Here is a 14829-nt window from a genome sequence, read left to right as displayed (position 1 = left end):
AACTCGTGGAGAGTAAGTTGCTGACTGAGTAGAGGTTGAGGTCTAAACAGTATTCGTTGCTATCGGATAGGGAATATCCAGAATGACCAACGTACCTGCCTCACTCGCTTCACGCCGCAGCGTTGCACCGATGTAATCGGCTCGTAAGTAGCTGGTCTTGAGGCCTATACCAGCTGAGCCGCTTGTCTTTTCTACAAAACGGTTACCCAGCCCATCATCCTCCACGGTAATGATCACTGAATCGGCCTGATAGAGCAACTGCACCGCAGCACGTTCTGCCTGCGCGTGCTTGTGAATGTTCTGCACCAGTTCTGACACGATTCGGTAGGCATTCAACTCTAGCTCGGTGGGTAATGAACGTACCTGCCCGGCCACGATGAAGGCGAAGCGGGTTGGCTGGGCGGGCTGGTTGTTGACTAACTGCTCCAGCGCAGCCAGAAGGCCTAACCGGCCAAAATCGGGCGGCATGAGGTTGTGGGCAATTCGCCGCAGGTCGTGACCGCTTTTCTGGATCAGCGGCTCGAGCGCATCGAGTTGCCTGGTAGCTTGTGGGTCGCTGAGGTCATGCCGAATGGCCGAGAGGCGTTGGCGGATGGTGGCAAGCGTACCGCCGAGGTCATCGTGGAGGTCGGCGGCCAGGCGTTGCCGTTCGGTTTCCTGGGCAAGCAGTATCTGTTGGGTAGCCGATTGGCGTGTTTCAGCCAGTGACAGTTGCAGATTAAAATTCTGCTGCCTAAAACGGTTATAGCGCACTGTGAGGCCAAAGGCGATGATGATTTCTTCCCACAGAAAACCGGGTATTAGCCAGATGATGGTGAAGTGGCCCGCATTCATCAGATTGAGCATCGTGAGCACATAGATCACACTACCCACCAGCAGAAAGCTTAGGGCGGCGGCGTAAACGTAAGCAGCCTGATTACGCAACCTGATTTGTTCAATGAAAATAGCGACGAGCAATGCCGCATTGGCCACAAGCCATCCCATGAGTAGTACCAGGCCAAGGTTCAGAATTGGCAACGGCAGGGTTTCGGGCCGGTGCAGTGCCAGCGAGCAGCCTATAAGCGAAATCAGCAGAATAAACCATGCCAGCCCGTCGGTGGTTTTGGCGAAGCGGCTTGTGGCGGGGGTCAGGTTTAGAAATCGTTTCAGCAGAAACAGGTCCGTAGCCGCCCAAACCCCCGACAGCATGGTCATAATCAGTGAATTACTGTAGGGGTAGTTGGGCCATATAAACTCGTAACCATAACCGACGCTGCTCAACACGTACAGCACTATTCCGATTTGGTGGGCCATGAAAAATAGGTGTACGCGGTCACGGAGGGAGTACCACAGGAAGAGATTGAAAACAAACAAAAAGCCCGCTACACCCAGAAAACCCGCAATTAGGGCCGAGTCGGAACGTACTTGTTGGAGGAATTGAGCTGCTGAAAGTAGCTTTATATTGCCTGAAATAAACTCATTATGCTTCTCCAGAAGCACCCCGATCTCGGCCTCTTCATGGGCAAGCATTGGTATCGGGATGGCGAAGTAGTTGAGTTGTACCGGTCGGCTGTTGAATGGCCTGGCATCGCCCGTGAGCGCGAGGGTGTCAATACGTGCCCCCCGTCGCCGAAAGCAATGCACCTGGTGGATGTCGATGCGATCAAGGGTGAACAGCACAGTTCGGGCGGTGCCATCGTTTCGGAGGCGGAAATACAGCCAGACGTCGTTGGGTTCCAATCCTAAATTGATATGCTCGCTGCTGATAACGGCTGACCCGCATGTGGGTGCTACCGCAAAGAACTGGGCGGGCGTGAGTGGGTTGGGTGTTTTGTAAAGGTATGCCCGCTGACTGAGCGGCCACGCCGGTTCGTTACTTAGCCGGATCGGACCGATGGGTTGCGCCCACCCAGCCAGCGAGGTAACGCAGAGAAGGCCAATCGTCAGGTAGGTTCGCATAGGCGACAGGGCTGAGTACCCGGCGAAGGTAAAGCCATTGCATACTCACGCAAAATACCCCTTTCACGGTATTGCCAACGAGGGTAGCTATGCCAACATTTGTCGTGTCTGAGTTGACCGATGTCTGCCCCGTAAACCATACATACCATGCAAACGCAGGGCAAGCCTATCGAGCAGCAACTTCGTCGCTGCAGCGATGCCTTCGAGGCCACTTTTGCTCGAAGAATTGGGCGATATGGCCATCGAACAAGGGCAGTTTGTACTCAGCGATGCCAGTAACAAGTGGGATCTGCTACATAGTTGGCCCTAATCAGTTGTATTACACCGCATGAAATAGCAAGGTAGAGCAGTTGCCTAACATACAAACCACCATGAAAACGCTCAAGTGCCGCGATGCCGGCTTCGATTGTACTGCCCAAATCCAGGCCGAAACCGACGAGGAAGTGCTCGCCCAGGCCGCTGAACACGCTAGCACGGTACACGGCGTAACGGTCACTCCCGAACTGGCCGCAGGGTTGAAAACACTTATTCGGCAAGAAGCTTAAAGCAGTTGCCTAACTACCTTCATCAAGGCTTTCTTGTAAAAACAGGATTTGCCCAACCACAAACTCCCCCCACTTTTTTGCCCGTATAATCAGTTCACGCCTTTGTGTCGCTACTAAATCGGTTAGTTTAGTAGACCAATGGCTGAACCTGTTGCCCTGGGTGGCGGGTTAGGTTGTCAATATGAATTTGTTTGACGAAGAAGTTCGTGCGTTGGAAACAAAAGCACGGACAAATACGCCGGGTGGCACCGTCTTTTACGGTAGCTCATCGATTCGGCTATGGACCACCCTGGAAACCGACTTTCCCGACCAGCAACCTCTTAATCTGGGGTTTGGCGGGGCCACGCTGGCAGCCTGCGCCTGGCATTTCGAGCGACTGGTGCCCCCTGCTAAGCCTCGTGCCCTGGTGCTCTATGCCGGAGATAATGACCTCGGCGAAGGCCGACAGCCTGAAGAAGTATGCCTGTTTTTCAATGCCCTGGCTGAGAAAATTGAGCGGCAGCTACCGGGCGTTCCGGTCACGTTTCTCTCCATAAAACCAAGCCCCGCCCGCTGGCATATCGTGGAGCCTATCCGGCTGGCGAACCAGTTTATTGCCTTGGCTATTAGGCAACGAGCTGGTTTTCAGTTTGTTGACGCTACTAACGCCATGCTCACCCCCAACGGCAAGCCCGACATGACCCTCTACGAAGCCGACGGCCTGCACCTAAACACAACTGGCTACAAACGCTGGCGAGAGGTATTGAAAATAAGTGGTAAGTGATGAGTGGTGAGAGGTAAGTTTGCTGATGCATCCATTCTTGCGTAAGCAGACTTACCTCTCACCACTCATCACTTACCACTTATTTGCATCAGCGCTTCACGGCCGGTATTCCAGCGGCGGATTACGTTGATTTCGCGGACTATAGTGGGCGGCTTGGGTATGTTAGCTTCCACGAAGTAGTCGGGCATACGGGCGGTCATTTCATGAACGATGGCCTCCATAGAGCCACTCAGGATCAGGTCGGGAAATTGCACGGCCAACTGAATAAGGGCACGGGCAATAGAGGCACTGTAAAACGCGCAGTCGATGTCCTGATGCCGAACGGGTACACCCTCGTGCAGCCGTTGCAGGTTCAGCGCGCCATCTTCCAGCCTGTCCGATACCGGCGCGGCTCCCTCAGGCTGCGGAAACACCGCGTCGACGGTGTTCCGAAACGTATTCCACCAGGGTGGTTGGCCGTTGGGCGAGAGCGTGTCGCAGAAAATAACCCGCTGTGGGGTGTGAGGCTGGGCGGGGTGCATTAAGACAAGCGCGGCCCCCAGATGGCGGTCGTTAGCCGCGTGACGGCGTTGCACGACAAAACAGTGAAACTGTTCATTGTCAGTAGCTAGCAAACATTCGGCAGCGGTTTTTATGGCTTGCAACGATTCCAGCATGTAACCTTCCGTAATGGCGTAGACCGGCATTTCGTGGGCCAGATCGGCTTCGCGATGCAGCTGCCGGGCCAAGATGTTCAGGGCCGTTTCGTCAGATCGCCGCGTGCCGAAATAGTAACCAATATCTTCCCGCACGGTATGGTCGAGGGGTAGGTCTGTCCAGCCAATGGAGTCGCCGTGAGCACCTTGTCGGCTGGTAGGGCTATAGCGAAACGGTACCTCGCGGTGTTCGCGGTGGGCAGCCAGGTTATAGATACGCCGCTCGAATTTGGCCAGCAACGGCTCGTAGGCGTCGGGTTCAAAATACACGTCGCAGCCCGTACGAAGCAGGTGGTCGGCAATGCCGTCGTGGGCCAGCAGCAGAGCCAGCGGGTCGTCGTGGTGTTTGAAAAAACTGCGCAGGGCACCGGTTTCAATAAATTCGTCGAGGTCATGCGCAGCGTCACCGCTGGACAGATCGTCGGATAAATGCGTTACCGTACCGTGACTGATCCAATCGCGGAGGTACTGTTTAACCAGTTCGTCGAAGCGCTCATTGGCGGCTTCGGCTCGTTCTCTTGTCGTAGTTGTGTAGGTAATGGGTTGATTCTCCATCGGTTCCTCCCCATCGGAACTGATCGGAATGGCTACGTGCATAGTTGGGTAAAACGGTGGCTTAAGGTGATGAATTGGGTTGTCGATGCAGAGAGTATGGTGGGGGACGAGTCTACAAAGAAAACAGGTAATCAGGCTACAAAATTCATCGGACAGAAAGAGTATTTAATTGCACGAAATACCCCTTCTGTAGCTATGGCTGGTAGGGGCCTTTTGTTTCACCCCAACCCCAGCGCGGCATGGGTTCGTGGTTACTAATGGGGTTTTCAGTCTCGGCCGAATTTAACACAGCAAGGCGACTGCCCCACTCCAGATAGCCAACCAGGGCTGATCGGAATTCGGGGTCGTCGGCAAGGCCAATGGCATCGGCGCTGTCGAGTAATAGTTGCATCCAGCGCTTACGTTGGGGTTCGGTAAGATTTTTTCCAATGTGGTGTGCCACCATGCTAGCATGACTACCACCGTCGGCCTGCGTGTAGAGGGTTGGCCCACCAAAAACTTCACCAATGAAATGGGCTACGTGCCTGCTATGTTCAGGACTCATGTGCGCAAAAACAGGTCCGATCAGTTCGTCGTCGGCTACCCGTTCGTAGAAAACGCGGGTGAGCTTTTCCAGAGCTTCCTGGCCGCCCGCCCAGTCAAATAAGGTAGGTATCGTTTTCATAACGTGTTGATATTGGTTAACCCTCAATAATAACTGCGGTACCATTGGCCGACACCATGAGCATAGTGCCGTTAAGTGACTCATAATCAAGGTCTACGCCAATAATGGCGTTGGCCCCCAACCGCGTGGCTTGGTCAATCATTTCTTTGATGGCAATGCTCTTGGCCTCGCGCAGCCCTTGTTCATACGCCCCCGCCCGGCCACCCACGATGTCGGTGATGCCTGCAAAAAAATCTTTTACCAGATTGGCCCCAATAATGGCCTCGCCATTGACCAGACCGATGTAGTTGACAATGCGTTTGCCCTCGAGCGTAGACGTAGTGGTAACAAGCATAAACGTGCGGTTGATTCGTGAACCAAATATATCGCTAAACGGCATCAGGAAGCAGGACAAACATTGGGTGCAGGATTCAGCAGAAATTGATATCGGTCAATGTTCGGGCTGCAGCGGGGCTTCACTTTTGTCCGACAAACCAATACTCGTCATGAAAACGCTTTTCCTATTTGCCTTACTGTCTGTTGCTACGCTATCAATGGCCCAACAGGCTAAGTCCAGTACTGATTCTCTTGCCAACGTAATCATACATACCTACTACCAAACCCAACCCACGACCCCCGGCTTGTGCCTGTTATGGTGGCGCATCTGGACGAAGCGGGCGTTATGGCCAACCACTATCCCATGCTGATTGCCTGGTTTGGTGCGTTGTTCAAGCAGGACAGTACCATTAAAAAAGCCTTCTACGGCAAACGGTCCACGATGGGTGAAAACGGTAGACGCCTGCTTGATTTTCTGGCCAAACACCCCATCGACTCACTCCATGCCGAAGAACCCGTTGGCCCCGGCCAAAACGACATGTACTGGGCTTCGTTTTTCGCCACCGGCGATACTGCTTACATTGGTCGCATTCTGACTAATGCTGTCCGCTATGATGCCGAGCGAACGTATCTGATGCCTTTCCTGGCCGCGCAAACCGCCAAATGGTCTTTGGCGGCCAACGCCCGGCAGCACCCGGCTGTGCAGGCTTTTCTGGCCAAAAAAGAGGGGAAATTGCCTATCGTACACGACATCCTGACCCGCGATCCGGGCATCATCAAGCTCGAAACGACAGCGATCCTTCAGCAACAACAAGCCAAAGGCGGCTGGCGGCGGTGATGGGATTAACTAGACCGGCCCGTCGGTTAATGCCGACCGCACCAGGTACGTTACGGCTACGTCGTTGCTGGTGAAAGCCCGCATGAACCAGTCTTCGCGCATACCCAGACTGCGCACAATGGCGGCTTCTGACAGGCCTTGTTTATTACCAGTGAGCGACTGATCGACAATACGTTGCAGGTAATCCAGTTTGCGTTGAACGGCGCTTTTTCCCTTGGTGAGCGTGGGGCGATGGCCACAAAAAAGCGTGTCGAAGGGGAGGGTTAGCACCTGCTGGGCGGCTTCGATCTGCTGGTAAATGTTCTCTCCCCGCCGGAACACCCGCAGGTTGCCCACGTAGAAATCGCCCGAAAAGAGCCAGCCTTTATCGGGTTCCAGCAACACAAAATGATCGTCGGAATGGCCCAACGTAGGGATGGGGGTAAACCGGTGATGCTCCGTCTGAAGCGGGGCCGGAAACGTGGGTAGCACCGTTACCCCTACCTTGGCCGAACAGGGGTCAATGGGGCCAAACCAGTAGTGCTCGTAGGGCAGCAGGTGATACGGCTGTTCAATGAGCCGGGCCGTTTCCGGGCCGCAATACACCGGGCAACCGTGCTGCCGGGCCAGGGCAGCGGCGTTGGCGGCATGGTCTTCGTGGAAATGCGTCAGCGCAATTTGCGCAATGGGGTAGGAGGCATAGTGGGTCAGCACCTCACGCTGCATCTGCCGCGACCCGGTATCGATCAGTAGGCCATCGACATAATACGTCCACACCGGAATAGGCCGGGGCCACGGCAACCGCGAATAGCCAACCTGAAACCCCTGGACGGGGCCATGCCGAAGCGAACCAGTAACGCGAGTAGAAAGGGGCAAGAGGTAAAGTGGGCTAGAAAGCTATAATTCGGCCAGTAGAAAATCGGCGATGAGAAAGTAGACGCCAATGCCGATGAGGTCATTGGCGGTGGTGATAAACGGGCCAGATGCCACCGCTGGGTTAATACCAATGCGGTCGAGCAAGAGTGGGGTGATGGTGCCCATAAACGAAGCCAGCATGACCACGGCCAGCAATGACAACCCCACCACCGGAAATAGGCGCGGTTCGCCGATGAGCAGGGTGTAGCACCCCGCCATGAGGCCTACCACGGCTCCGTTCAGCAGGGCCAGTAGCAGTGTGCGCAAGAGGCGTTGGCCCAGTGTAGCGGTCAGGCCGGAGGTATCAGACAGGCTTTGCACAATCAGCGAGGCGGTTTGGATGCCCACGTTGCCACCCGTAGACCCAATAATGGGGATAAACGCGGCCAGCGCCGCCACCTTGCCTAACTCGCTCTGAAAACCGTTGATAACCGTGGCGGCCATGAGGCTACCCGCCGCCCCCGCCACCAGCCAGGGCAGTTGCGCCTTGGCCCGTAGCCAGATGCTGTCATCTTCCTCTACTTCGCCCGACAGGCCGGAAATAGCTTGTAAATCGTCTTCAGCTTGTTCGGTAATCACGTCCACCACGTCATCGATGGTGATGCGGCCCAGCAACCGGCCCTGCACGTTGACCACCGGAATGGCGTCGAGGTCATACTTCTGCATGATCTCGGCTACCTCTTCCACCGGACGGTAGGTCTCTACCGACACTACGTCGGCCTCGTAGATATCGGCGATCTTGGCGTATTTCCGGGCCAGCACGATCTTCTTCAGCGAGACGAAACCAAGCAACTTACCCGCATCATCCACCACATACACGGCGTAGACTTTCTCGACGTTTTCGGCCTGCTGCCGGATTTCTTCAATGCACTGATTGACGTTGGTGTTGACGTTAATCTTCACCAACTCCTTCTGCATCAGGCCCCCGGCCACGTCTTCGTCGTAGTGCAGCAGGTCGATGATGAAGCGGGCTTGTTCGCGGTCTTCCAGCAGGCCAATTACCTCTTCGCGCACCTGAACAGACTGCTCGTTGAGCAAATCCACGGCATCATCGGAGTCCATGCGGTCTACGAAGGGGGCCAGATCGGCAGAGGTAAACGAAGCGATGAATTTGCTCCGGTCTGACTCGTCGAGGTTAGCCAGGATTTCGGCCCCTACGCCCCGGTCGAGTAAGCTGAGCAGGTACCGCGCCGACTCGGTTTCTAACTCATAAAGAATTCCCGAAATATCGGCCGGGTACAACTCGTCCATCTCGGCACGGAGCGTGGTCTCGTCGCCGACGTCGATAGCCGTCTGAATCCGGTCGAGATAGTCTTTGGTCAGCTCAAAAGTCATGATGTCGGCGGGAGAAGCGGTACGATAACTGGATCAATAACGGCGGGCAATGTACTGATCAGGTAACGCCCGTTTGCCTGGGCCTGTTCCGTGCCCGCGTTGTCCTCGCGTGTTAACCTCTGTCCATCAGCAGGGTGAGCGTGACGAAATCAGCCACGGATAGTTGCTCGGCGCGTTTGTCCATGTAGGGACTCTCGGCGGCGGCTTCGGGTATGCCCAAGGGCTTCAGGGCGTTGCGCAGGGTTTTGCGGCGTTGGTTGAACCCGGCTTTGACCACCATAATGAACCCGCGTTCGTTGCAGCCCAGGTCAGTCTTGTCGTTACGGCGGCAGCGGATCACGCCCGAATGCACTTTGGGCGGTGGGTTGAACACCTCCGGGCCAACGGTAAATTCATAGGTGACGTCATACCAGGCTTGCAGAAAAACACTCAGGATGCCGTAGTCGCGGCCACCGGGGCAGGAGGCGAGGCGCTCAGCCACTTCGCGCTGCAACATGCCTACCACTTCGGGCACCCGGTCGCGCATTTCGAGCACCTTGAAGAAAATCTGGCTGGAGATATTGTACGGGAAGTTGCCGATTACGGCAAACTTGGCCTGGGTGTCGCCGTACAACTGCGCCGACTCCATTTGCAGGAAATCACCCTCGATGATATGTCCGTTAAGCTGCGGCATGTTCTTTTTCAGGTACGCCACCGACTCGGTATCGATCTCGACCACGTCGAGGTCAATCTGATCATTCTGAAGCAGAAACTGTGTCAGTACGCCCGTTCCAGGGCCAATTTCGAGCACGTTGCGGTAGCCGCCGTGGCCGCTGAGCAGCCCGGCAATACGCGCTGACACGCTCATGTCGGTCAGAAAATGCTGGCCTAAGTGTTTCTTGGGCTTAACGTAGTTGGCGTCGCCGGGGCGGTGGGATTTCATGCCGCAAAGGTACGCATAAGCCCTGTAGGGGAAAGTCGCCATATTATTTGCAGCAGTAAGGAACGTACTCTGTAAGATGAGCGACATATGATCTATATTGTCACCTGATTATATATACCTGCCCACTCACCTCTGCCTGATGCGTATTTATACTGTTCTTCGTTGGAGCATAACTTTGCTCTGTACCTGCCTATTCGCCGTTCAGGGTTTCGCTCAAACCACAACGCCCTTCTCCTACACATCTGATCCCCGCGACACGCCGGGCCGACAGCAAGAGGCTGAAGATCGCAGTACAATAGACCCCGCGCTGGGCCGGGTGCCCTACGAACGTCTGGCGCAGGAGCGCGAACGAATTTTCAAATTACAGAAATCGGGCAACCTCAGCACCGCTTCCGCCATCCCCGGCATGACCTGGCAGGAGCGCGGCCCCAGCAACGCCGGAGGGCGTACCTATACAGCCCTTTTTGATCCTAATGATGCCGCACATAAGAAAGTGTGGATCGGCGGTCCAATGGGCGGCCTTTGGTATACAAATGATATTACGGACATAAATACCCCCTGGACATGTGTGAGCGATGATTGGGAAAATACGGCTGTGATTTGTCTGGCTGCTGATCCTTCTAATCCGCAGGTGATGTATGCTGGCACAGGACGCTATTTGTGGTTTAACAGTTTACCCGGAGGTGGCATTTGGAAAACCACCAATGGTGGCCAGACATGGTCAAGGCTTCCAGCAACGATACCTGATGATATAGATCTCTCCACTAAGAACAGCTTCTACTATACGCAACGATTAGCTGTTAATAGCAATGGGCATGTTTTCGCGGCCACAGCCAATGGGATTCTTCGCTCTGTGGATGGTGGCACAACGTGGTCATATGTGCTGGCTCCCAGCCGGGGTATTGGAAGTAGCAGTCCACCGGTCAGCACATACGATGTAGCTTTTGATCTAGAAATCAGTAGTAGTGGCATCCTATACGCTGCGTTTATGCAGGGTCAGATTTTTAAGTCAACAACATCAGCAGGTACAAGCTGGACTGAGATTTCTCCAATGGGAAATTCAACAGATGGCGTTCGTACAGAATTAGCCCTTGCGCCGTCGACCGCTGGCTCTGGACAAGTAATCTATGCAGCGATGGCAGCAGAAAGCAATGCGGAATATACCCAGGATGTTCGATGGTTTCGTAAGAGTGTTGATGACGGGATGACCTGGGTATCAGTTGCTATTCCATCGTTTGGCGTATCCGGCCCACCCTCTCACTTCACTAATGGTAGGGGTGACTACTGCATTTCCTTAGTTGTTGATCCGTCTGATCCAGACAGAATTTATGTAGCAGGAGGCTTTAAAACCGCTTGGTATTTATCAACGAACGGTGGCTCATCTTGGGCTACTCTGTTTGGTAATACTAACGCGGATGTGGCTCAGTTCAGCTTAATTTTTCAGCCAGGAAGTGTAAATAACGCAGTTTTGATTACCAGCCTTGGCGCTAATTGGACATCAAACTGGCACACAGCCACTAGCCAGGTTAATCCAACCGTTGTCAAACGTAACAAGGGATATCGGGTGGGAGCCATATATAATGTGGCGATGAAGGGAATTCCTAGCAATGATTACCTATTAAGCTCAACGTTTGGAATTGGGCCATTTTCTCTTACCGCTAGTGGATTAAGCGAAGTAACGCTTTTACCCTATCCTAACTACGATGGGAATAGTAATCCAGAGAGACTAATTATCGATACAAATGAACCTGAAATACAGTTAATAGGAGACGGTAGCACATGGTATAGGTATAACGGAAATACAGTTACTCAACTACTCCCAAATGGTATTCCGTACACCCAGCAGGCGGAATATGATAGTCAGAATAACATTCTATACACAGTTCATTACTCTGATATTTCTGAAGAGGTTAGGCGGTATACAGGCATCGGTGGAACAGTTAACTATTCGAAATTTTTACTTCCTGAAAACGCTTATTTTTTAAAACTAGGTACTAATCAGAATAGCCTGTTTATTGGCTATGATAAGTGCGCAATTGTAAAATACACGAATCTCTCTCAGACAGTACCTACAGCCACAACCATTGTTGGAAGGGGATTCTTCCCACAACAATATCTTTCTGTTTCAAGCATTGACATAGGGGCCAGTGATAATGAATTGTTGGTCACCCTTGCAAATTATGGTGCCTCATCGGTGTGGTATACAAACAATGGTGGAGCCACTTGGGTAAGTAAAGACGCGGCTGGATCAGGGCTACCCGATGTACCAGTACGGATGGGGATGTTCAACCCACAAAATAGGAAACAAGTGATTCTGGGAACAGACCTGGGAATTTGGTCTAGCAACGACATTACAGCTACTAACCCCGGCTGGACGTTGAGTAGCGCGGGTTTAGGACTACTTAAGATCTCTCAACTCTCTTATCGTGCCTCTGATGGTCGCTTATTGGCTGCCACTGCTGGCCGAGGCATTTTCGAGACCAATGCATTAGCGGTTCCTTACCTATCTGTTACTTCTGCATTAGCCGTAAGTATATGTGCCAACAGTTCTATAACTGTTTCATTCTCACTAGTTGGAAGCGTTGCCTCTGGGAGCAATACGTTTAAATTATTGTTGTCAGACGCCGCCGGTAATTTTAGTAATCCTTTGGTGCTCACAACAGGGACCAGTACAACCTTAACGGCCCAAATTCCCCCTAACCTAGATAGTCCTGCTTACAAGCTCAGAGTGGTGTCAACTGATCCTGCACTTATATCGGCCAACGAAATCTCATTATCAATCGGAGATATTTCCACGGGTGGCATCAAAGACAGGCGTATAGCAACGGTTTCAGGAGGAACGTTATGCCCAGGTGATGTGGCGGTATTATCGTCTACTTCCTTGCGTAGTTATAATGGTACGCCAGCAACAATCGATTCGTATCAATGGACATTTAATGGACAACAAATCAGTGGTGCTACATCGGCAACATTGCTGGCACAGCAAGCAGGTACATATGGCGTGGTACTCTCACGAAACGGTTGTATAAGAATTGTTAACGGCTATTCTTTAAGGTATTCGACAGCACCCCAGCCTTATTTGGAAACACCTGACACATCACCTCAGTGTGTTAACCAGACATTGACTATTGGGGCAAGCTATTTTGGAGAGAACGCTACTATACAGTGGATGAAAGATGGCGTAATCATACCAAACGCCAGTCTGTCTCTTTATCAAGCTAACCAAACAGGTGCTTATTCGTACTCCTTTAGTTTAGGTACATGCCGGGGTATGTCACAACGGATTAATCTTCAATTTAGCAGTGCTATTTTAGCTGAGATCCAGTGCACTGACACTACTATTTGTCGTCCATACGCTACACCAATCACCTTCAAGGGAGCAAGTAATTCGGTGCTTCAGTGGTACCGAGATGGTTTGCTACTCGCTGGACAAAATGGTCTTTCAGTTTATGCTAATGAGCCGGGTGTGTACACAGTTAAAGTGAAAGTCGGCACCTGCGAAACAGTGAGTAATCCAATCAAGATTGCTCTGTCAGATCGATTGACTGTTAGGGCATGGTACCCCAATAATGTCAACATGAATGTTTGTGTGGGAGAGACACGTTGGATTGCCGCCCAATCCTTGGTGAGTAATTATCAGTGGCAGAAGGATGGAATTGATTTGCCAGGTGAAACGTCGCAAACTTACAGCTTCTCTTCCACGGGCATTTATACTGTAAAAGTAGCGGCGGGATCATGTTCGTCTACTTCTAACCCGCTATCCTTCACGTTCAACAATCAGATTAAGCCAATGATAAGGTCATCGTTTATTGGCTGTAGATACGCCTATATGTACGTTGATGATTACACTCCAAACCCATATCAGTACCAATGGTATAGAAACGGCCTGCTGCTGTCAGGAGTGACGAATAGGGATTTATACGCTTATCAATCAGGTGTATATAGTGTTTCTATAACAAACGGGGCTTGTGATGGTATGTCTCGTCCGGTGTCGGTTACGGTTGGCCAACATATGAAACCAAGTATTCTGCCCACTCCAGCGCAACGATGCCTTAACACGGTAGTTGCGCTCAGGTCTTACGAAGGTTCTCCAGGACAGTGGCGACGCAATGGTGTTGATATTCCTGATGAAACCAGCTATATCTATTATCCATCGGAATCGGGCAGATATACTATCGCCTACACTTACGATGGGTGTTGGCGTGAATCCGACCCCGTCGAGATCAAAATTGGTGAACCAACTGCGGCTACGTTAACGGGTAATGCGCTGGTAAATACGGGGCAGGCGGTTCAATTGCCGGTAGCGTTTACAGGGCCTGCGCCGTGGTCGTTTACGTTGAGTAATGGGCAGTCGGTGCAGAATACGTACCTGAACCCGTACCTGCTGTCGGTGACGGCCATGGCTACTTCGTCCTATTCTATTGTGGGTATTGAGAATGCCTGCGGAACGGGTACGGCGGTGGGGCAGGCCACGGTAACGGTGGGGTCGGGGCAGGCCGACGTGTCGTTGGCGGCGCAGGTCAGCAGTCGGACACCACGGGTCAATGACGTCGTTACCTATTCATTGCTGGTGACCAACGCGGGTCCGCAACAGGCCGATAATGTGCAGGTTTCGAGCCGATTACCGGCTGGCGTTGAGTTTATCGATGCCAGTTCGCCGGGGGTCAGTGCAGTCAATGGTGTGGTGGGCGGTAATGTGGGCACGGTACCGGTGGGTATGACCACCACAATAACCTATCGCCTGCGCATTACCCAGCCGGGCATGTTCTTCACCGCCGCCCAGGTGGTCAATACCACCACGCCTGACCCCGACAGCCAACCCAACTCCGGCACCGGCGACGGGCAGGACGACGTGGCCTCGGTTGATCTCCGTACCGTCGATGCCGGAGGAGCGCTGGTGGCGTCGGCCAACCCTAATCAGGTGCCGTTGCCGCGTGTGCAGGTCAACCAGCCCCCGGTGTCGCTTACGGCCGTGGAACTGTCGCTGACCCTACGGAGCAGTAGCCTGACCCCTAAAGCTGGCGACGTGATCAGCCTAAGCCTGGCGGTGGGTAACCGGGGTGGGGCCACGGCCAACAACCTGGTGGTGCAAACGCTGCTGCCTGCAGGTTGGCAACTGACCAACAGCACGGGTTTTATTGTCAGCGGGCAAACCGTGAAAGCCTACGTGAACCAACTGGCCCCCAATGGGCAAACGGTACTGGTGCTGCCCGTGCAGGTAAGCACAGGCAACGGCGCGGTGCAGGCGCAAGTCCTCGACGTGGCCGAACCCGTCAGTAACGCCACCCCCGGCAATGGCTACCAAAATGGCGAACTTGACGAGGCGGGTGTGCTGGTACGAGTGCGGTAAGAGGATTAGTGAACT

At 53.2% G+C, this 14829-nt stretch carries 11 protein-coding genes; 4 read left to right on the top strand and 7 right to left on the bottom strand.

What is annotated here, in order from left to right; all coding sequences use genetic code 11:
- Positions 1-42: 42 nt before the first annotated feature.
- Positions 43-1938, bottom strand: a complete 1896-nt coding sequence (locus J2I48_RS06355) for a sensor histidine kinase (RefSeq protein WP_207334575.1) — start codon at positions 1936-1938, stop codon at positions 43-45.
- Between the two features lie 371 nt (positions 1939-2309).
- On the opposite strand from J2I48_RS06355, the gene J2I48_RS06350 reads away from it, so the two are divergent.
- Both J2I48_RS06350 and J2I48_RS06345 read left to right on the top strand, forming a co-directional pair.
- Positions 2310-2483, top strand: a complete 174-nt coding sequence (locus J2I48_RS06350) for a DUF1059 domain-containing protein (RefSeq protein WP_207334574.1) — start codon at positions 2310-2312, stop codon at positions 2481-2483.
- A gap of 181 nt (positions 2484-2664) precedes the next feature.
- Entirely contained in the window at positions 2665-3246 is a 582-nt protein-coding gene (locus J2I48_RS06345; RefSeq protein ID WP_207334573.1) for an SGNH/GDSL hydrolase family protein, read from the top strand.
- A 68-nt stretch (positions 3247-3314) separates the two neighbouring features.
- On the opposite strand, the gene J2I48_RS06340 is transcribed toward J2I48_RS06345, so the two are convergent.
- The 3 genes from J2I48_RS06340 to J2I48_RS06330 form a co-directional block, all read right to left on the bottom strand.
- Entirely contained in the window at positions 3315-4538 is a 1224-nt protein-coding gene (locus J2I48_RS06340) for a hypothetical protein (RefSeq protein ID WP_229375854.1), read from the bottom strand.
- A 151-nt stretch (positions 4539-4689) separates the two neighbouring features.
- Positions 4690-5160, bottom strand: a complete 471-nt coding sequence (locus J2I48_RS06335) for a group II truncated hemoglobin (RefSeq protein WP_207334572.1) — start codon at positions 5158-5160, stop codon at positions 4690-4692.
- Positions 5161-5176: 16 nt separating this feature from the next.
- Entirely contained in the window at positions 5177-5494 is a 318-nt protein-coding gene (locus tag J2I48_RS06330; RefSeq protein ID WP_207334571.1) for a YbjQ family protein, read from the bottom strand.
- Positions 5495-5791: 297 nt separating this feature from the next.
- Here J2I48_RS06330 and J2I48_RS06325 point away from each other — a divergent pair, with 297 nt between their 5' ends.
- Positions 5792-6313, top strand: coding sequence for a hypothetical protein (locus tag J2I48_RS06325; protein ID WP_207334570.1), 522 nt, complete (start codon positions 5792-5794; stop codon positions 6311-6313).
- Between the two features lie 9 nt (positions 6314-6322).
- Here J2I48_RS06325 and J2I48_RS06320 read toward each other — a convergent pair whose 3' ends face one another.
- The 3 genes from J2I48_RS06320 to rsmA all read right to left on the bottom strand — a co-directional run bounded on the left by J2I48_RS06320 (position 6323) and on the right by rsmA (position 9464).
- Positions 6323-7168 carry an MBL fold metallo-hydrolase gene (locus J2I48_RS06320; RefSeq protein ID WP_207334569.1) on the bottom strand — a complete coding sequence of 282 codons (846 nt, stop codon included), beginning with the start codon at positions 7166-7168 and terminating at the stop codon, positions 6323-6325.
- Between the two features lie 21 nt (positions 7169-7189).
- A complete protein-coding gene (gene mgtE / locus J2I48_RS06315; RefSeq protein WP_207334568.1) occupies positions 7190-8542 on the bottom strand; it encodes a magnesium transporter in 1353 nt (450 codons plus the stop codon).
- A 112-nt stretch (positions 8543-8654) separates the two neighbouring features.
- A complete protein-coding gene (gene rsmA / locus J2I48_RS06310; protein WP_207334567.1) occupies positions 8655-9464 on the bottom strand; it encodes a 16S rRNA (adenine(1518)-N(6)/adenine(1519)-N(6))-dimethyltransferase RsmA in 810 nt (269 codons plus the stop codon).
- 4012 nt (positions 9465-13476) lie between these two features.
- On the opposite strand from rsmA, the gene J2I48_RS06305 reads away from it, so the two are divergent.
- Positions 13477-14814 (top strand): DUF11 domain-containing protein, encoded by a 1338-nt coding sequence (locus tag J2I48_RS06305; RefSeq protein ID WP_207334566.1) that lies wholly within the window; start codon positions 13477-13479, stop codon positions 14812-14814.
- Positions 14815-14829 lie beyond the last annotated feature (15 nt).

The organism is Fibrella aquatilis, from assembly GCF_017353255.1.
In the GTDB taxonomy this organism is placed as follows: Bacteria; Bacteroidota; Bacteroidia; order Cytophagales; family Spirosomataceae; genus Fibrella; species Fibrella aquatilis.
The sequence above is the reverse complement of the archived record's forward strand: the minus strand, read 5'-3'. Positions and strand labels throughout refer to the sequence as shown.